Below are 17,741 nucleotides of genomic sequence, written 5' to 3' on the forward strand. Positions count from 1 at the left end.
CTACGTGTCACCGGACGACCCGAGACCACGGAGACGCGCTCATGCGGAAGCTGATTGCGACAGTGTTCAACTACTCACTCGACGGCCTGCTCGCCGACGAGGGCACCGACTTCTGGAAGTTCTGCTTCGACCTGCCCGAGAACAACCGGCCCGACTCCCCGGCCTACCTCGACTTCCTGCGCGGCGCCCACGCGCACGTCATGGGCCGCACCGCTTACGAGGGCATCGCCAAGGGCATGACGACCGCCACCGACCACCCGTTCGCCGACATCCTGACCGCCGGGCGCAAGGTCGTCCTCTCCCGGACCATGAAGACGGCCGACTGGGCCAACACCACCGTCGCCGACGGCGACACGGCGGCAGAGATCGACAAGCTCCGGCTGGACGGCGACGGCCACGTCCTGGTCTGGGGCGGCGTCGGCCTCTGGCGGTCGCTCATGCGGCTCGACCTGATCGACGAGTTCCGGCTGAGCGTGTACCCCTACATCGCGGGCGAGGGCACCAGGCTGTTCGACGGCTTCCCCAAGTCCTACCGGCTCGACCTGGTCTCCAGCTTCGCCTCCAGCGGCGGGATCATGGAGCTGCAGTACCGCCGGCGCCGCTGACCCCGGCCGCGGCCGGTCCGCGCCGTCGAGGGCCCCTCGACCGCCGTGACAGCGGAGCTAGGCGGGCGGCCATTCCAGGCCGAGGTCGACGTCCACGTCGAACCCGACGTCGAGGCGCAGCCGCCCGCGATGGACACCGGCCGACACGTACGCCTCGGCGTCGCGGTCGAGGCGGAAGGCGTGCACCACCGGCTGGCCGTCTTCGCACTCCACCCGCCAGTAGTGCTCGATGCCCGCCTCGGCGTACCTGACCGGCCTGGTGCGGCGATCCCGCTCCCGGGACTCCGCCGCGAGCAGCAGCCGCGGCCCGAGGGCCACGGTCATCGAGCGGATCACCGCCAGATGCGCGGGCGGCCTGAGCGACCGCTCGAACAGCCGGGTCGCGAACATGTGGAAGGCGGTCCGCGGCGGCCGCGTCACGAGCACGCCGTCGATCAGCTCGGCGTGCCGGGGAGCACCCGGCGGGAGCCCGTCGAGCGGGCCCGCGGTGAAGGTGCGCGACCACGCGGGCAGGGCTGGGGACATCGGGCGGGCACCTTCCGGACGAGCGCTCGGCGCGCTCATGGTGCCACGGCGGACGAGGCTCAGGAGGGGTCTTTGCGCTGCTCCATCGAGCGACGGTAGAGCTCGTCGATCTGGTCCAGCGGGTCCGGGGGACGGCGGCGGGCCTCGATCTCCAGCTCCGTGCGCGAGTACAGCTCGTCGATGCCGGACGACGCGTGGTGCATCTGGTCGCCCAGGAGGTCGGCGCGGATACGGGCGCACATGGCGGTCAGCTTGGCCTGGTGCTCGCGCAGCCGGTCGAGGGCGGCGTGGTCGACGTACGGCGAGATGCGGCGCTGCTGGGCGTACATGGCGAGCTGGCCGTCGTGCACGTCGGCCTGGGCCGACAGGTCGGCCAGCAGCCGGGGCAGGTCGCCGAGGCCCCAGCCGCGCTGCTGGGCCTGTTCGACGGCCTGGCGGGTGAGGGCCACCTCGCGCCGCAGGTCGAGACGGAGGCGTTCGACCTCGGCCGCGTCGCCGGTGCCCATGGCGTTGACGTGCGTGGTCAGCCGGGTGGTGGCCTGCCGGGCCTTCTTGGCCGCCTTCTTGCCCAGTTTGACCAGCAGATAGACGCCCACCCCGGTCAGCAGCAGGAGGAACGCCAGGATGGCCAGCACGATGACAAGGAACTCGCTGATCTCCGCCACCTCCCGTGGGTTGTTGCCTAGAAGGATAGTTCGACGCGCGAGGGGTTCAACGCGTGACGGGGATCCCGGGTTCCGGCGACCATGCCGAGCAAGCCCTTGATCGGGGACGTGGGCGCGTGTTTCAGTGCACATGTTCGGTCGTCTCGGATGAGGGGTGCGCGTGCTCGACGGCAAGGTAGTGATCATCACGGGCGGCGCCCGGGGCATGGGCGCAGCCACGGCGCGCCGGTGCGCGGCGGGCGGGGCGCGGGTCGTCCTCACCGACGTGCTCACCGAGGAGGGGACGGCCACCGCCAAGGACGTCGGGGGCATGTTCGTCCCGCACGACGTGACGGACCCGGAGCAGTGGGCGGCCGTCGTGGCCGCGACCGTCGAGGCGCACGGGCGGCTCGACGGGCTGGTGAACAACGCCGGGATCGTCACGGTGCGGACCATCGAGCAGCAGTCCCTGGCGGAGTTCGAGCGGGTGCTCCAGGTGAACCTGGTGGGCGTGTTCCTCGGGCTGAAGGCCGTGGCCGGGGCCATGCGGGCGTCCGGCGGCGGGGCCGTGGTGAACCTCTCGTCGGTCGCGGGGCTGACCGCGCTGCCCGGCACGGGCGGGTACGGCGCGTCGAAGTGGGGCGTACGCGGGCTGACCAAGATCGCGGCGCTGGAGTTCGGGCGGGACCGCATCAGGGTGAACTCGGTGCATCCCGGGATGATCGTCACCCCGATGACAGCCTCGCTGGGCGCGGTCTCGGGCGAGGGCACGTTCCCGCTGGCCGCCGCCGGGCGATGGGGGGAGCCCGAGGAGGTCGCCGAGGCCATCGCGTTCCTGCTGTCCGACGCGGCCTCGTACGTCACAGGCGCGGAGCTGGCCATCGACGGCGGCTGGACGGCGGGGGAGACGGCCCTGCTGGGCTCCGTCCCGCGCGAGGCCGCTCCCGCGACGGAGGAGGAGGCCGGAGATGGCCGTTGACGAGCCGACCCGCGCGGTCATCGACCTGATGAGCGAGTTCTTCCCCAAGGGGGAGGGGCCCTGGGACCCCGTGGCGGCGCGGCGCGTGCTGGCCTCGGTCCCGAGCCCGGAGCCGATGCCCGTGGGCCGGGTGGAGGACCGTGACGCGGCGGGCGTCCCCGTGCGCGTCTACCGGCCTACGGAGGGTGCGGCGGGGCGGCCGCTCGTCGTGTACTTCCATGGCGGCGGGTTCACGCTGGGGTCGCTGGACAGCCATGACGGTGTCTGCCGCCAGATCTGCGCCGGGTCCGGGGCGGTGGTGGTCGCCGCCGACTACCGGCTCGCGCCCGAGCATCCCTATCCGGCCGCCGTCGAGGACGCCTTCGCCGTCACCCGGTGGGCCCACGAGCACGCGGCCGGGCTCGGCGCCGATCCGGGGGCGCTGGTGGTGGCGGGCGACAGCGCGGGGGGCAACCTCGCCACCGTCACCTGCCTGCGGGCGCGCGAGGAGGGCGGGCCGCCGATCGTGCTGCAGGTGCTGGTCTATCCCGCGACGGACGCCGTCCGCCACTGGCCCTCCTACGACCGGAACGGCGAGGGATACTTCCTGACGACGGCGCACATGCGGTGGTTCTGGGACTGCTACCAGCCCGATCACGAGCGGCGCGGGGAGCCGTACAGCTCGCCCCTGGGCGCGGACGTGAGCGGCCTGCCGCCGGCCCTGGTGATCACGGCCGGGCACGACCCGCTGCGCGACGAGGGCGAGGCGTACGCCCGCCACCTGCGCCACTCCGGGGTCGAGGCGGAGTGCGTCCGGTACGAGGGCCTGTTCCACGGCTTCTTCGGCACGGGCCCGATCCTGCCGGCCGCCCGCGACGCCATGGACCGGGTGTGCGCCGCCATCCGCGCCCTCAAATAAGGGGATATTTCATGCCACACGCCGAACTTTCGGCAACCATCAGCCTCTTCTACACCGACGACGGCGCCGGCGACCCGCCGCTGCTGCTCGTGCACGGCTGGGGCGCCGACTCCCACCAGTGGTCCTGGCACATCGACGCCCTGGCCGCCCGCCACCGCGTCATCGCCGTGGACCTGCGCGGCCACGGCTACTCCTCGGTCCCGGAGACCGGCAACACCCCACAGGCGATGGCCGAGGACCTGAACACGCTGCTCGACCGCCTGGACGTCCCGGAGGTGATCGCGGTCGGCCACTCGATGGGCGGCCAGGTCGTCTCGATCCTCGCGGTCGAGCATCCCGGCCGCGTACGGGCGCTGGTCGCCCTCGACCCCGGCTACGGCATGAGCCAGGACCTCGCCGCGGGCTTCCCCGGCATGATCGCGGGCCTGCGCGGCGAGCACCCGCACGCCGTCGCCGAGGAGATCGACCGGTGGTGCACCACCTCCGCGACCCCCGCCGTCATCCGGCGCTGGCACAAGCGCCGCCTGTCCGGCATGCCCCCGCACGTGCTGGCCGAGGCGTTCGAGGCCATGTTCACCGCTCCCGGGGCCATCGGCGTGCGGCCGGCCAGTGACGACTACCTGGCCCGTCGGAGCTGCCCGGTGTTGTCGATCTGGGCCGACCCCGGACGCGCGGCGTGGGAGGCCGGGCTGCTCAAGCATCCGGACTCGAAGGTCGTGTGCTGGGAGGGCTCGGGCCACCGGCTGCACGAGGAGCGCCCGGCTGAGTTCGTCCGCGTGCTGGAGGGCTGGCTCAGGGGGCGTTGAACGACATGGTGAAGGGCCCGGCAGCGCGGACGCTGCTGCCGGGCCCTTCGTGTGAGCGCGCACAGGGGGTTGGGGGCCATGGCGCTCACACGTCTATGCGGGCGGCTCCACCCGGACGATCTCGCCCTTGCCGGGGGTGAAGCCCTTGTTCGACACGTAGACCGAACCGTCGGCGGCGACCGCCATGCCCAGCGGCACGGTCAGCGTGCCCGGCTTGTGCAGCTCGGTGCGCGTGCCATCGGCCTCGATCCGGTAGAGCGACGTACGGGGCTGGTGGTCGGCGGGCACCGGGCCGACCGAGCCGAGCACCAGCAGCCGGCCCGAGGCGTCAAAGGCGACGTCGACCGCGGTGGTGAAGCCCTTGACGGCGGTCTCGGTCTTCTTCCCGGCCAGCCTGAACACCCTGGCCACGCCCTCGGGCTGCGGGAAGCCGGCGTGCTCCGCGACGTAGTAGGAGCCGTCGGGGGCGGCCGCGATGCCCATCGGCACCGACTGCATCGGCACCTTGCTGCCCTTGGCGAGCTTGAGCATGGCCGGGGCCGCGACCTTGCGCGCGTGGAACACCGCCCGCAGCGTCACCTTGCCCGACGCGCTGACCTGGAGCACGTCGTTGGCGCCCACGTCCGTGACCAGCGCGCCGCCCTGCGGGGTCGGCACGACCGCGAACGGGTACGAGTCGATCGCGCTGCCCTTGTCCTTCTTGTCGGGGTTGTGCTTGACCTCGAACGCGAGCAGGTCGCCCATGACGGACGACTTCCCGTCCTTGATCTTCAGCAGCGTGCCGAGGGTGCGGCCCTTGGGGCCGAGGTCGGCCCGCAGCTTGCCGTTGCCGCCCAGGCCGACGGGCACCAGCATGGAGCCGTCCGCGGCGAAGGCGACGTCGTGCGGGCCGGTGCCGAGCCCGTCGGAGCCGGCCGAGGGCAGGCCCTTGACCACGGTGGTCAGCCGGCCGTCGGCCAGCTTGGAGATCTTCCCGGTGAGGCCGAGGCACACCTTGCTCGCCTCGCCGCCCGGCTCGGCGGGCACGGTCGCGCACTTGATCTTGCCGCCGGAACCGGACTCGGCGACGTACAGGGCGCCGTCGGGGCCGAAGGTCAGGCCGCGCGGGCCGTCGAGCTTGGCGGCGACGACCGTGACGCTCGCCTGCGCGGACGCTGACGCCGGGACGGGCGCGACCGACGCGGCCAGGCCGAGAGCAGCGACTCCCCCCGTGATGATGACTCGCTTCATGAGGGAACACCGTAGGAGCGCGGGACGGGGGAGCGGATCAGCCCGCAGGGTGAGGCGTACTCAGCCTGGGGGTGGATTTCTCCTGATCCTGCGCCGGGCGCGCAGCCGGCGTACCCGCCGGAAGGTCCACCACGCGAGCAGGGCGAGCAGCAGCAGCACGACGATCACCAGCAGTGGCAGGAACACCGCGATCAGGCTCATGCCGAGCGAGCCGGCGTCCTCGGCGGTGCTCACCACGGGCGCGCCCACCCCCGCCGTGCCCGCGTTGATCACCGGACGGGCCGTCGCCTTCAGCGTGTGGACGGCCAGCGCCATCACGATGCCCAGCAGCCAGCCGGCCCACGGGTTCTCGGTCATCCAGGTCGAGTGGTCGATCTCGGCGGCGGCGTTGGTGGCGGAGAAGACCACGCCGCCCGCGGCCGGGCGCACCACGGTCTGGATGGCGTCGTTGACGGTGTCGACGGCGGGCACCTTGTCGAGGACCATCTCGGCGACCAGCAGCACCGCGATGATCGCCAGGACACCCCAGTTCGACAGCCAGGAGTAGCCGTCGGGCAGTTTCACCCGGTCGGTGAGGTTGGCCAGCACGCCCACGACCAGGAGAGGGATGTAGGCGTTCAGGCCGGCGGCGGTGGAGAGGCCGAGACCGGTCAGCGCGGCGAACATCCCCCTAGTCTGCCCCCGCCGCGGCCTCCATCACGCGGGCCAGGCCCGGCCGGGTGAACTCGGCCGCCGCACGCTCGTACTTCTCCATGCCCCAGGACCAGAAGTCGAAGTCGATCGTGTCGTTGGCGCCGTCCTGGATCGAGGCCCACAGGGTCCAGCCGTACTTGGACATCAGGCCGAGCAGCCGGGCACGGGCGATCCTGTGGCGCAGGCGGCGGCCGTAGTAGGCGGTGACGAGCTCCTCCAGGTGGCCGGGCGGCAGGTCGGCCTCGCTCCAGAGGTTGCCGAGCTCGAAGCAGGGGTCGTTGTTGCCGGCGTACTCGTAGTCGATGAGGTGGAGGCGGTCGCCGCACTCGACGATGTTGCCGGGCAGGAGATCGTTGTGGCAGGGGACGGTGGGCTCGGCGCGTACCGCCAGACATTTCCTGATTTCTGCGGCGACGGGCATGAAATCCAGATATTTCGCAGGAAGTCGGAAACCTCGCTCCTGGACGATCCGCAGATACCCCCGCTGCACCTCGAACATGTCGAAATCCCGGACGAAGCGCGGCCCCGCGTGCAACCGCCGGCACACCTCCGCCACCCGGGGCAGGTTCGCCGGATCCCACAGGTCGGCCTCGGTGAACGTCCGGCCCGGCAGGAACCCGATCACCAGCACGTCCGCCTCCGGCAGGTAGCCGTGCACGGGCGCCCCCACCCCGGCCCGCGCGGCGGCGACCGAGTCGGCGTGCTCGGCGTCCTTGTCGATGCCCAGCAGGGAGCCGTCGCTGGCGGCCACGCGCACGACGTAGACCCCGGCCGGGGTGGTGACCTTGTAGTTGCGGTTGGTCATCCCGCCGGGCAGCTCCTCGACGGAGCGCGGCAGGCCGGACAGCAGCGGGATGCGGTCGAGGACCCGGGCGATCGCCATGATCGATGCTAGCTCCGCCGCCCTAAACGGTCTAGACCTTTTAAGGTACGCGGGTTAGCCTCGCGACCATGAGCGACTCGGCCCGCATCGTGATCATCGGCGGCGGGGTGGGCGGCGCGTCCGTCGCCTACCACCTCACCCGGCGCGGCGAACGCGACGTCGTCCTGCTGGAGCGGGACGAGCTCACCAGTGGCTCCACCTTCCACTCGGCGGGCCTGGTCGGCCAGCTCCGCTCCGACCCCACCCTGACCCGGATGAACCAGTACTCCGTCGAGCTCTACCGCACCCTCGACGCCGGCTGGACCGAGTGCGGCGGACTCAAGCTGGCCTCCACCCCCGAGCGGATGGCCGAGATCCGCCGCCAGATCGGCTGGGCCAGGACGTTCGGGCTGCCGCTGGAGGAGATCTCGGTCGCCGAGGCGGTGGAGCTGTTCCCGCTGATGGACCCGACGGGGGTGGTGGGGGCGGCGTACCTGCCGACCGACGGCCAGGTCGACCCCTCGATGCTGTGTTACGCCCTCGCCGCCCGGGCCCGCGAGGGCGGCGTCCGCGTGCGCACCCGTACGCGGGTGCTGGGCATCGGCGTCGAACGCGGGCGCGTCACCGGCGTCCGCACCGACCAGGGGGACATCGCCTGCGAGATCGTGGTCAACTGCGGCGGCATGTTCGCCGCCGAGATCGGCCGCATGGCCGGGGTGCGCGTCCCGATCGTGCCGATGTCCCACCAGTACGTCGTCACCGACGCCTGCCACGACCACCCCGTCCTGCCCACGCTGCGCGACCCCGACCTGCTCGTCTACTACCGGCAGGAGGTGCGCGGCCTGGTCATGGGCGGCTACGAGCGCACCTGCGCCCCCTGGACCGCCTCCGAGACCTCCTACGACGCCGTCCCGGCCGACTTCAACGGCAGGCTGCTGCCCGAGGACTGGCCGCGACTGGAGGAGATCTCCGCCAACTCCCGGATCCGGGTGCCCGCGATGGCCGACGTCGGCATCCGCAAGCTGATCAACGGGCCGGAGGCGTTCACCCCGGACAACGAGTTCTGCCTGGGGGAGACCGAGGTGGGCGGGCTCTTCGTGGCGGCCGGGTTCTGCGCCCACGGCATCGCGGGCGCGGGCGGCATCGGCCGGGTCATGGCCGATTGGATCGTCGACGGCGAGCCCGGCATGGACGTCCACCACATGGACGTACGCCGCTTCGGCCGCCAGTACCGGTCGCCGTCGTACACGGTCAGACGCTCGGTCGAGAACTACGAGACGTACTACGACATCCGCTACCCGGGCCACGAGCGCGCGGCCGGGCGCCCGCTGCGGGTCTCGCCCGCCTACTCCTGGCACGCCGCCCACGGGGCCGTCTTCGGCGAGAAGGCGGGCTGGGAGCGGGTCAACCACTACTCCGCCGCCCCCGGCGGCGCGGACGAACGCCCCCGCGGCTGGGCCGGGCGCCTGTGGTCGCCCGCCGTCGGGGCCGAGCACCGCGCCACCCGCACCACGGCCGGGCTGTTCGACGAGAGCTCCTTCGCCAAGATCGAGGTCACCGGCCCGGACGCCGCCGCCCTGCTGGAATGGGTGTGCGACAACCGCGTGGCCCGCCAGGTGGGCGCCGTCACCTACACCCAGGCGCTGAACCGGCGCGGCGGCATCGAGTGCGACTTCACCGTCACCCGGCGCGGCGAGCAGGAGTTCCTGATCGTCACCGGCACCGCGTCCGGCTCCCGCGACCTCGCCTGGCTGCGCCGGCAGGCCGCGCTCACCGGCTCGACGGCCAGGATCGCCGACGTCACCGGCCAGTACGCCTGTTTCGCCCTGTGGGGCCCCAAGGCCCGCGACATCCTGTCCGGGCTGACCCCGGACCCGCCGGACCTCCCGTTCATGTCGGCCAGGGAGCTCACCGTGGGCGACGTGCCCGCGCTGGCGCTGCGGGTGACGTTCGTGGGGGAGCACGGCTGGGAGCTGTACTGCTCCAGCGAGTACGGGCTCGCGCTGTGGGAGACGCTGTGGCGGGCGGGCGAGCCGTACGGGCTGGTCGCGGGCGGCTACCGGGCCATCGACAGCCTGCGGCTGGAGAAGGGGTACCGGGTGTGGGGGGCCGACATCGGGCCCGAGACGACGCCGTACGAGGCCGGGCTCGGGTTCTGCGTCAAGCCCGGCAAGGACTTCCTCGGCCGCGACGCCCTCGACCCCGACCCGGCCCGCCGCCTGCGCTGCCTCACCCTGGCCGACCCGCGGGCGGTCGCCCTGGGCAACGAGCCGGTACGGGTGGACGGCCAGGTCGTGGCCCGGGTCACCTCAGGCGGCTACGGGTACACGGTCAAGCGGTCGATCGCCTACGCGTACCTGCCGGTCGGAGCGGGGGCCGAGGTGGAGGTCGAGGTCGAGGGGGAGTGGGTGCCGGGCGTCGTGGTCAGGGAGCCGCTGCATGACCCGGCGGGGTCGCGGGCGCGGTGACGCCGCTGCGCACCGACAGGCGCACCCGGTCGGGGCGGAACAGGTCGCGGGCGTACTCGACGGGGGTGCCGTCGGCGGCGTAGGCCGTGCGCTCGATCAGCATGAGCGGCGCGCCCGCCGCGATGCCCAGCTCGGCCGCCTCCTCAGGACCGGCGATCACCGGGTCCAGGTGCTCGACCGCGGTCCGCGGCTCCAGCCCGTAGCGGCCGGCCAGCAGGGCGTAGAGGGAGCCGCCGAGGTCCTCGGCGAGGAAGCCGGGCAGGGCGGGGAAGAAGGAACGTTCGAGCGCCACCGGCGAACGGCCCGCCGACCGCACACGGGCCACCTCGTGCACCGGCTCGCCCGGCCCGACGCCGAGCGCGGCGGCCACGCCCGCCGGCGCGGGCACGGTGGCGGCCGTCAGGATGCGCGCCTCGGCCCGCAGGTGGGCGCGGCGCATCTGCTCGGTGAACCCGGCCAGGCCCGTCAGGTCGCACTCGATGCGCGGCTCGGCCACGAACGCGCCGCCCGACCGGCCGGGGAGCCTGATCAGCACGCCGTCGCGTTCGAGGGTGGCCAGGGCCTGGCGCAGGGTCATCCGGCTCACGCCGAGGCGGGCGGCCAGCTCCCGCTCGCCGGGCAGCCGGTCGCCCGGGGCCATCTCGCCGGACGAGATCGCCGCCAGCAGCCACTGCTCGATCTGCGTGTGCGCGGGAACCCCGGTGCCACGCTCCAGCTCAGGCGGTGTCCCGACCACACGCGCATGCTATCGGGCCATACGGGAGGAACCACTCCGCACGGGGGCGGTGAGACGGCCTTCAGGTCGAGGTGAGACGGGTCACGGCGTCGGTGAACTCGCTGATCATGTCGTACACCACGTCACGGGCCGGCCGCACCCGGTCGAGCTGGCCCACCACCTGGCCCACGTAGTAGGTGACGAGCTCCACGGCCCCCGGGTCGCCGCGGTCGGCCGCCGCGCCGATGCGGGCCATCGCCCCCTCGGCCAGCAGCAGTTGCAGGGGCATGCCCAGCGGCCCCGGGCTCTCCTGCCCGGAGTCCCACTCCTCGGTCCAGGCCGACCTGAGCTGCCGCGCCGGCTTGCCCGTACGCGACCGGGACCGCACGGTGTCCAGCGACGAGGCGGCCAGCAGCTTGCGCCGGAGCGCGGGCGACGTCTCCGCCTCCTCGGTCGTCAGCCACACCGAGCCGCACCAGACCCCCTCGGCCCCGAGCGCCATGGCCGCGGCCATCTGGCGTCCCGAGGCGATGCCGCCCGCGGCCAGCACCGGGACCGGCGCGACCGCGTCCACGACCTGCGGCACGAGCACCATCGTGGAGATCTCGCCGGTGTGGCCGCCCGCCTCGGTACCCTGGGCCACGACGATGTCCGCCCCGGCCGCCACCTGCCTGCGGGCGTGCTCCACGGTTCCGACCAGCGCGGCCACCGGCACGCCCGCCTCCCTGGCGCTCGCCACCATCTCCGGCGGCGGCGGCCCGAGGGCGCTGGCGATGAGCCCGATCGGGTGCTTGAGCGCCACGTCGATCAGCGCGGTCGCCCCCGACGCCGTCACCCGCCTGCCGAACTCGTCGGCCACCGCGCTCAGGGGCTGCGGCGGCGCGTTCACGCCGTACTTGGACAGCAGGTGGGCGACGAAGTCGCGGTGGCGGTCGGGCACGAAGTCCAGCAGGTGGGCCCGCAGGTCGAGCGCCGAGGCGTCGATCCGGCCGGGGACGAGCACGTCCACCCCGTACGGCCGCCCGCCCACCCGCTCGTCGATCCACGTCAGCTCGGCGTCGAGCCGCTCAGGGGAGTACGCGACGGCCCCGAGCACCCCGAACCCGCCGGCGTTCGTGACCGCGGCCACCACGTCGCGGCAGTGGCTGAAGGCGAACAACGGGAACTCGACGCCCAGGCGCTCACAGATGGCGGTCCGCATGCACCGACGCTAACCGCCAGAAGCTTGTTCGGTCCATCCCCGTTCTCGGGCCGGTCCCGGCCCTCAGGACGGCCCGGCCTGCCCGTCGAGTGCCAGGGCGATCGCCGCGGCGGCCTCGGCGGCGCCGGGGGCGTGCCAGCCGAGCTCGGGCGTGTACCCGCGGACGCGCTTGGCGGGCACCCCGGCCACCACGCTGTGGTCGGGGAACTCGCCGCGCACCACCGCGCCGCCCGCCACCACGCACTGCCGCCCGAGGACGGTGCCCGGCAGGATGATCGCGCCAGTGCCGAGCCAGGACCCGGCGCCGATCGAGACCGGGCTGTTGCGCGGCCACTGCCGCCCGATCGGCGTCTCGGGGTCGTCGTAGACGTGGTTCTGGTCGGTGATGTAGACGTACGGGCCGGTGAAGACGTGGTCGCCGATGTCGATCGACTGGTGGGCCACGATGTGCGAGCCCCTGCCGATCGAACACGAGCCGCCGATCCGCAGGATCGAGTCGGGGCCGAGCTCGACGCCCGGCCACATGCCGCAGGAGATCGACACGCGCTCGCCGATCAGGGTGTGCTCGCCGATCTCGATCCACCGCTCGCCGAAGATCGCCCCCGGCGGGAAGGCGATGCTCACTCCCTCGCCGATCCGGCGGAATCGGTAACCCGCCGTGGAGTCCGGGGAGATCGCCCCGGCGTGGCGGATCGCCGCGTACGCACGGTGAATCAGCGCGCCCATGGCCCGGCGTACTAGTGACATAGGGCCCAAAGTTACCGCTAGGTCATGCCGTTCGGGCATGTGAGGGGCGTTGTTTGATATCCTGAGAGCCCGTGGACACATCGGCCACCATTCGAGCCACGGGAGCCCCTTTGCGCAGCGCATCGCAAACCAAGCATCTGTTCGTCACCGGCGGTGTCGCCTCCAGTCTCGGCAAGGGGCTCACGGCCTCCAGCCTCGGCCGGCTGCTCAAGGGGCGCGGTCTCCGGGTCACCATGCAGAAGCTCGACCCTTACCTCAACGTCGACCCCGGCACGATGAACCCGTTCCAGCACGGCGAGGTCTTCGTCACCGACGACGGCTCCGAGACCGACCTCGACGTCGGCCACTACGAGCGTTTCCTCGACACCGACCTGCACGGCTCGGCCAACGTCACCACCGGCCAGGTCTACTCCAACGTCATCGCCAAGGAGCGGCGCGGCGAGTACCTGGGCGACACCGTCCAGGTCATCCCGCACATCACCAACGAGATCAAAGACCGCATCCGGGGCATGGCCGGCCCCGACGTCGACGTCGTCATCACCGAGGTCGGCGGCACGGTCGGCGACATCGAGTCGCTGCCGTTCCTGGAGGCCGTCCGCCAGATCAGGCACGAGGTCGGCCGCGACAACGTCTTCTTCCTGCACGTGTCGCTGCTGCCCTACATCGGCCCGTCCGGCGAGCTGAAGACCAAGCCGACCCAGCACAGTGTGGCCGCGCTGCGCAGCATCGGCATCCAGCCCGACGCGATCGTGCTGCGTTCCGACCGTCCCGTCCAGACGGCGATCAAGCGCAAGATCAGCCTCATGTGCGACGTCGACGAGGACGCCGTCGTCTCCGCCGTCGACGCCGCCTCCATCTACGACATCCCCAAGGTGCTGCACGCCGAGGGCCTCGACGCCTACGTCGTGCGCCGCCTCGGCCTGCCCTTCCGCGACGTCGACTGGAAGGAGTGGGAGCAGCTCCTGCGCCGCGTGCACCGTCCGGCCAAGGAGGTCACGATCGCGCTGGTCGGCAAGTACATCGACCTGCCCGACGCGTACCTGTCGGTCACCGAGGCGCTGCGCGCCGGCGGTTTCGCCAACGACGCGCGGGTCAACATCCGCTGGGTCAAGAGCGACGACTGCGAGACCCCCGAGGGCGCCGAGCGCGAGCTCGACGGCGTCGACGGCGTGCTGATCCCCGGCGGGTTCGGCGTGCGCGGCATCGAGGGCAAGATCGGCGCCATCCGGCACGCCCGCGAGGGCCGGATCCCGCTGCTCGGCATCTGCCTCGGCATGCAGGGCATGGTCATCGAGGCCGCCCGCAACATGGCCGGCATCGAGGACGCCAACTCCGCCGAGTTCGACCCCGACACCAAGCACGCGGTCATCTCCACCATGGCCGACCAGGAGGACGTCGTCGCCGGCGAGCGCGACATGGGCGGCACCATGCGGCTCGGCAGCTACACCGCCAAGCTCGGCGAGGGCACCCTGGCCAGGCAGCTCTACAGCGGCAAGGCCAAGGCCGACGAGCGCCACCGCCACAGGTACGAGGTCAACAACGCCTACCGCGAGCGCCTGGAGAACGTCGGCCTGGTCTTCTCCGGCCTGTCGCCCGACGGCCGCCTGGTGGAGTACACCGAGCTGCCCGTCGACGTGCACCCGTTCTTCATCGGCACGCAGGCGCACCCCGAGTTCCGCTCCCGCCCCACCCGCGCCAACCCGATGTTCAAGGGCCTCATCGGCGCCGCCCTGGCCTACGCCGACAGCCGCGTGACCACCAAGGTCGGCAAGTGAAGGTCCAGGACACGCCCGAGGCGTGGGACGTCGTCGCGTCCAAGGAACACTTCCAGGGCTACGTGATCAAGGTGGTCACCGACACGGTCCGGATGCCCCAGGACGAGGTCGCCGACCGCGACTACGTCGTCCATCCCGGCTCGGTCGCCGTGCTCGCGCTCGACGACCGCGACCGCGTCCTGATGATCAGGCAGTACCGCCACCCCACCCGGCAGCTCATGTGGGAGCTGCCGGCCGGCATCCGCGACGTGGCCGGCGAACCGCTCGCCGACACCGCGGCCCGCGAGCTCGCCGAGGAGTCCGGCTACCGCGCCGACACCTGGCACACCCTGGTCGACCTGCGCTCCTCTCCCGGCATGACCGACGAGCGGATCAGGGTCTTCCTCGCCCGCGGCCTGAGCAGGATCCCCGACGAGGAGAACACCTTCGTCCACCGGCACGAGGAGATCGGCATGCCGGTCGAATGGGTGCCGCTGTCCGACGCGGTCGAGAAGGCGCTCATGGGAATGATCCACAATTCCCCGGCCGTGGCCGGTATCCTCGCCGCATATGCGGCTTCGGTTGAGGGATTCGCCCTGTTGCGCCCCGCCGACGCCCCGGAGGCGTGACGGAAGGACCATGTCGTGGAGGCGGTGCTCTCCAGCTACCTCGCCCATCTGGCGGTGGAGCGGGGCCTGGCTGCCAACACGCTCGCGTCCTACCGCCGTGACCTGCGGCGATACTTCGAACATCTGCAGGCGCGCGGGCGGCTGAAGCTCGACGAGGTGGGGGAGGCCGACGTCCAGGCCTTCCTCGCCGCGCTGCGCGAGGGCGACCGGGAACATCCCGCCCTCGTGGCCAGCTCGGCCGCGCGGGCCGTCTCGGCCGTACGCGGGCTCCACCGGTTCGCCCTGCGCGAAGGCGTCACGGCCCACGACCCCGCCCACGAGGTACGCCCGCCGCGCCAGCTCCGCAGGCTGCCCAAGGCGATCGCCGTCGACGAGGTCGAACGCCTCATCGCCGCCTCCGGCCCCGACGGCGCCCCGCTCACCCTGCGCAACCGCGCCCTGCTGGAGGTCCTGTACGGCACCGGCGCCCGCATCTCCGAAGCCGTCGGCCTGGCCGTCGACGACCTCGAACCCGACCAGGTGCGGCTGCGCGGCAAGGGCGGCCGCACCCGGGTCGTCCCGCTCGGCCGCTACGCCCGCTCGGCACTCGACGCCTACCTCGTCCGCGCCAGGCCCTGCCTGCTGGCCCACGGGCGCGGCACCCCGGCGGTCTTCCTCAACGCCCGCGGCGGCCGGCTGACCAGGCAGGGAGCCTGGGAAGTGCTCCAAGCCGCGGCCGAACGCGCCGGCCTGGCCGGCATCAGCCCGCACGTCCTGCGCCACTCCTTCGCCACCCACCTGCTCGACGGCGGCGCCGACGTCCGGGTGGTCCAGGAGCTGCTCGGGCACGCCTCCGTCACGACCACGCAGGTCTACACCCTGGTGACGGTCGACAAACTCCGCGAGGTCTACGCCGCGGCGCACCCGCGCGCCCGGCAGTGATCTATAGTCTTTTGCGCGTGCGCGGTGCCCCGGCGTGCCGCCTTGCCGCGTTTAGTGGTGACGCCATAGTGTCCGTCCGGACGGTCCGGTTCGGGATCGTCAGGGAGGTTCGAGCTGGTGACTGTGACGACCAAGGGTTCGACCCAGGGGACCCCCGACAACCCCTGGGGTGACACCAAGACCAACGCGCCTTCCAACGGCGTCAACCTGGGCCCCACCCAGCGCCCGCGGCCGGTGTTCCCTGAACCGGTCCCGCCGCAGGTGCACGGGCCGGCGCGAGTGGTCGCGATGGTCAACCAGAAGGGCGGCGTCGGCAAGACGACCACCACCATCAACCTGGGCGCGGCGCTGGTCGAGTGCGGGCTGAAGGTGCTGCTGGTCGACTTCGACCCGCAGGGCGCGCTCTCGGTCGGCCTGGGCATCAACCCGCTCCAGCTCGACCTGACCGTCTACAACCTGCTGATGGACCGCGGCGTCACCGCCGAAGACGTCCTGCTGGAGACCGGCGTCGAGGGCCTCGACCTGCTGCCCAGCAACATCGACCTGTCGGCCGCCGAAGTGCAGCTGGTCACGGAGGTCGCCCGCGAGCAGGTGCTCGGCCGGGTGATCAAGCCGCTGCTGCCGCACTACGACGTCTGCCTCATCGACTGCCAGCCGTCGCTCGGCCTGCTCACCATCAACGCGCTGACCTGCGCCCACGGCGTCATGGTGCCGCTGGAGTGCGAGTTCTTCGCCCTGCGCGGCGTCGCGCTGCTCATGGACACCATCTCCAAGGTCCAGGAGCGGCTCAACGAAGACCTCGAGATCGAGGGCCTGCTCGCCACCATGTACGACGCCCGTACCCTGCATGGCCGCGAGGTGCTGGCCCGCGTGGTGGAGGCGTTCGGCGACAAGGTGTTCCACACGGTGATCAACCGCACGGTCCGCTTCCCCGACGCCACCGTCGCCGGCGAGCCGATCACCACCTTCGACCCGTCGTCCCTCGGCGCCAACGCCTACCGCGAACTGGCCCGCGAGGTGCTCTCGCGCTGGCCGGCTCCTGCGACAATGGCCAGGTGACCGCAGAGCAGACCGAGGCCCCCCAAGGCTTCCAGGTGCACCTGGACGTCTTCGAGGGCCCCTTCGACCTGCTCCTCGGCCTGATCGCCAAGCACAAGCTCGACATCACCGAGGTCTCGCTCTCCAAGGTCACCGACGAGTTCATCGCCTACATCCGGTCCAGGGGTCCGGAGTGGGACCTCGACCAGACCAGCCACTTCCTGCTGGTCGCGGCCACGCTGCTCGACCTGAAGGCGGCCCGGCTGCTGCCGTCCGGCGAGGTGGAGGACGAAGAGGACCTCGCGCTCCTGGAGGCCAGAGACCTGCTGTTCGCCCGGCTGCTGCAGTACAAGGCGTACAAGGAGGTCGCGAAGGTCTTCGCGGGGCGGATGGCCGAGGAGGCGCTGCGGTTCCCCCGCACGGTGTCGCTGGAGCCCCAGTTCGCCAACCTGCTGCCCGAGCTCATCCTCGGCATCGGGCCCGAGCAGCTCGCCCGCATCGCGGCCAAGGCGTTCACCCCGAAACTGCCGCCCACGGTCAGCGTCGGCCACATCTACCAGCCGCTGGCCAGCGTCAAGGAGCAGGCGGCCATCCTGGTCATGCACCTGCGCAGGCTGCGCCGGGCCACCTTCCGCGCGCTGACGGCCGACTGCGAGGGCACCTTCGAGGTCATCGCCCGCTTCCTGGCGGTGCTGGAGCTGTTCCGGGAGTCCGCGGTGACGTTCGAGCAGGTCGAGGCGCTGGGAGAGCTCCACGTGACCTGGACGGGCGCCGACGACGGCGACGTCGCGGTGGGGGACGACTACGAGGAATCCGCGGAGAAACCATCGAATGACTGACAACCCCAACCCCCTGCCAGGCCCCCGCAAGGCACCCGACTCGGGGTCGCCGCTGCCCGCCTGGATGACCCTCCCGGGCTCCCTCGTCCAGCCGTCCTCCCCGGAGGAGGCGTCCGCCCTGCCCGCCGGCCCCGACCTTCCGGTCGCGCCGCCGAAGCCAGCGCCGAAGCCCGCGCCGTCGCCCGAG

The 17,741-nt window shown here is 72.2% G+C and carries 18 protein-coding genes; 10 read left to right on the forward strand and 8 right to left on the reverse strand.

What is annotated here, in order from left to right; genetic code table 11:
• Window positions 1-41: 41 nt before the first annotated feature.
• Window positions 42-605, forward strand: coding sequence for a dihydrofolate reductase family protein (locus tag ABZ459_RS10205; RefSeq protein ID WP_357968286.1), 564 nt, complete (start codon window positions 42-44; stop codon window positions 603-605).
• A gap of 57 nt (window positions 606-662) precedes the next feature.
• Here ABZ459_RS10205 and ABZ459_RS10210 read toward each other — a convergent pair whose 3' ends face one another.
• Window positions 663-1,130 (reverse strand): Uma2 family endonuclease, encoded by a 468-nt coding sequence (locus tag ABZ459_RS10210; RefSeq protein ID WP_357968289.1) that lies wholly within the window; start codon window positions 1,128-1,130, stop codon window positions 663-665.
• A 59-nt stretch (window positions 1,131-1,189) separates the two neighbouring features.
• Window positions 1,190-1,795, reverse strand: coding sequence for a hypothetical protein (locus ABZ459_RS10215; protein WP_357968292.1), 606 nt, complete (start codon window positions 1,793-1,795; stop codon window positions 1,190-1,192).
• A 160-nt stretch (window positions 1,796-1,955) separates the two neighbouring features.
• Here ABZ459_RS10215 and ABZ459_RS10220 point away from each other — a divergent pair, with 160 nt between their 5' ends.
• The 3 genes from ABZ459_RS10220 to ABZ459_RS10230 are packed head-to-tail and all read left to right on the forward strand — an operon-like array spanning window position 1,956 to window position 4,457.
• Entirely contained in the window at window positions 1,956-2,753 is a 798-nt protein-coding gene (locus ABZ459_RS10220) for a glucose 1-dehydrogenase (protein WP_357968295.1), read from the forward strand.
• Window positions 2,743-3,651: an alpha/beta hydrolase gene (locus ABZ459_RS10225; protein ID WP_357968298.1), complete on the forward strand. Its 909-nt coding sequence runs from the start codon at window positions 2,743-2,745 to the stop codon at window positions 3,649-3,651. Before ABZ459_RS10220 ends, ABZ459_RS10225 begins: the two co-directional genes overlap by 11 nt.
• Window positions 3,652-3,662: 11 nt before the next feature.
• Complete coding sequence (locus ABZ459_RS10230) at window positions 3,663-4,457, forward strand: alpha/beta hydrolase (protein WP_357968299.1); 795 nt, start codon at window positions 3,663-3,665, stop codon at window positions 4,455-4,457.
• 93 nt (window positions 4,458-4,550) lie between these two features.
• Here the strand turns inward: ABZ459_RS10230 and ABZ459_RS10235 are convergent, their stop codons facing one another.
• Genes ABZ459_RS10235 through ABZ459_RS10245 form a run of 3 tightly spaced genes read right to left on the reverse strand, consistent with a single transcriptional unit; the run spans window position 4,551 to window position 7,263 of the window.
• On the reverse strand, window positions 4,551-5,687 hold the full coding sequence (locus ABZ459_RS10235; protein WP_357968302.1) for a ScyD/ScyE family protein: 1,137 nt from the start codon (window positions 5,685-5,687) through the stop codon (window positions 4,551-4,553).
• Between the two features lie 60 nt (window positions 5,688-5,747).
• Entirely contained in the window at window positions 5,748-6,353 is a 606-nt protein-coding gene (locus ABZ459_RS10240; protein WP_357968305.1) for a DUF4126 domain-containing protein, read from the reverse strand.
• Between the two features lie 4 nt (window positions 6,354-6,357).
• On the reverse strand, window positions 6,358-7,263 hold the full coding sequence (locus ABZ459_RS10245) for a phosphotransferase (protein WP_357968308.1): 906 nt from the start codon (window positions 7,261-7,263) through the stop codon (window positions 6,358-6,360).
• Window positions 7,264-7,331: 68 nt separating this feature from the next.
• Here ABZ459_RS10245 and ABZ459_RS10250 point away from each other — a divergent pair, with 68 nt between their 5' ends.
• Window positions 7,332-9,710: an FAD-dependent oxidoreductase gene (locus ABZ459_RS10250; protein WP_357968310.1), complete on the forward strand. Its 2,379-nt coding sequence runs from the start codon at window positions 7,332-7,334 to the stop codon at window positions 9,708-9,710.
• Here ABZ459_RS10250 and ABZ459_RS10255 read toward each other — a convergent pair.
• The 3 genes from ABZ459_RS10255 to ABZ459_RS10265 all read right to left on the reverse strand — a co-directional run bounded on the left by ABZ459_RS10255 (window position 9,667) and on the right by ABZ459_RS10265 (window position 12,373).
• The gene (locus ABZ459_RS10255) at window positions 9,667-10,446 is read right to left on the reverse strand and encodes a GntR family transcriptional regulator (RefSeq protein ID WP_357968312.1); all 780 of its coding nucleotides are present in this window, start codon (window positions 10,444-10,446) and stop codon (window positions 9,667-9,669) included. The two genes, ABZ459_RS10250 and ABZ459_RS10255, sit on opposite strands and share 44 nt — an antisense overlap.
• Window positions 10,447-10,507: 61 nt before the next feature.
• Window positions 10,508-11,626, reverse strand: coding sequence for a nitronate monooxygenase family protein (locus ABZ459_RS10260; protein ID WP_357968314.1), 1,119 nt, complete (start codon window positions 11,624-11,626; stop codon window positions 10,508-10,510).
• A 63-nt stretch (window positions 11,627-11,689) separates the two neighbouring features.
• Window positions 11,690-12,373 (reverse strand): DapH/DapD/GlmU-related protein, encoded by a 684-nt coding sequence (locus tag ABZ459_RS10265; protein WP_357968317.1) that lies wholly within the window; start codon window positions 12,371-12,373, stop codon window positions 11,690-11,692.
• 110 nt (window positions 12,374-12,483) lie between these two features.
• Here ABZ459_RS10265 and ABZ459_RS10270 point away from each other — a divergent pair, with 110 nt between their 5' ends.
• From ABZ459_RS10270 to ABZ459_RS10290, 5 genes are all read left to right on the forward strand, one after another.
• Entirely contained in the window at window positions 12,484-14,148 is a 1,665-nt protein-coding gene (locus ABZ459_RS10270) for a CTP synthase (protein WP_357968319.1), read from the forward strand.
• A complete protein-coding gene (locus ABZ459_RS10275; protein ID WP_357968321.1) occupies window positions 14,145-14,756 on the forward strand; it encodes an NUDIX hydrolase in 612 nt (203 codons plus the stop codon). The genes ABZ459_RS10270 and ABZ459_RS10275 overlap by 4 nt, the downstream gene beginning before the upstream one ends.
• Window positions 14,757-14,771: 15 nt before the next feature.
• Window positions 14,772-15,677 (forward strand): site-specific tyrosine recombinase XerD, encoded by a 906-nt coding sequence (locus tag ABZ459_RS10280; protein ID WP_357968324.1) that lies wholly within the window; start codon window positions 14,772-14,774, stop codon window positions 15,675-15,677.
• A 117-nt stretch (window positions 15,678-15,794) separates the two neighbouring features.
• A complete protein-coding gene (locus ABZ459_RS10285) occupies window positions 15,795-16,736 on the forward strand; it encodes a ParA family protein (RefSeq protein WP_125630250.1) in 942 nt (313 codons plus the stop codon).
• Window positions 16,733-17,554 carry a segregation/condensation protein A gene (locus ABZ459_RS10290; protein ID WP_357968326.1) on the forward strand — a complete coding sequence of 274 codons (822 nt, stop codon included), beginning with the start codon at window positions 16,733-16,735 and terminating at the stop codon, window positions 17,552-17,554. The genes ABZ459_RS10285 and ABZ459_RS10290 overlap by 4 nt, the downstream gene beginning before the upstream one ends.
• Window positions 17,555-17,741 lie beyond the last annotated feature (187 nt).

It is taken from the genome of Nonomuraea sp. NPDC005692 (genome assembly GCF_040631115.1).
Lineage (GTDB): Bacteria > Actinomycetota > Actinomycetes > Streptosporangiales > Streptosporangiaceae > Nonomuraea.

Coding starts and splice junctions, on each gene's coding strand:
- ABZ459_RS10260 (WP_357968314.1), bottom strand. CDS start 11,626: ATGCGGACCGCCATCTGTGAGCGCCTGGGCGTCGAGTTCCCGTTGTTC.
- ABZ459_RS10205 (WP_357968286.1), top strand. CDS start 42: ATGCGGAAGCTGATTGCGACAGTGTTCAACTACTCACTCGACGGCCTG.
- ABZ459_RS10250 (WP_357968310.1), top strand. CDS start 7,332: ATGAGCGACTCGGCCCGCATCGTGATCATCGGCGGCGGGGTGGGCGGC.
- ABZ459_RS10240 (WP_357968305.1), bottom strand. CDS start 6,353: ATGTTCGCCGCGCTGACCGGTCTCGGCCTCTCCACCGCCGCCGGCCTG.
- ABZ459_RS10265 (WP_357968317.1), bottom strand. CDS start 12,373: ATGTCACTAGTACGCCGGGCCATGGGCGCGCTGATTCACCGTGCGTAC.
- ABZ459_RS10225 (WP_357968298.1), top strand. CDS start 2,743: ATGGCCGTTGACGAGCCGACCCGCGCGGTCATCGACCTGATGAGCGAG.
- ABZ459_RS10245 (WP_357968308.1), bottom strand. CDS start 7,263: ATGGCGATCGCCCGGGTCCTCGACCGCATCCCGCTGCTGTCCGGCCTG.
- ABZ459_RS10230 (WP_357968299.1), top strand. CDS start 3,663: ATGCCACACGCCGAACTTTCGGCAACCATCAGCCTCTTCTACACCGAC.
- ABZ459_RS10235 (WP_357968302.1), bottom strand. CDS start 5,687: ATGAAGCGAGTCATCATCACGGGGGGAGTCGCTGCTCTCGGCCTGGCC.
- ABZ459_RS10210 (WP_357968289.1), bottom strand. CDS start 1,130: ATGTCCCCAGCCCTGCCCGCGTGGTCGCGCACCTTCACCGCGGGCCCG.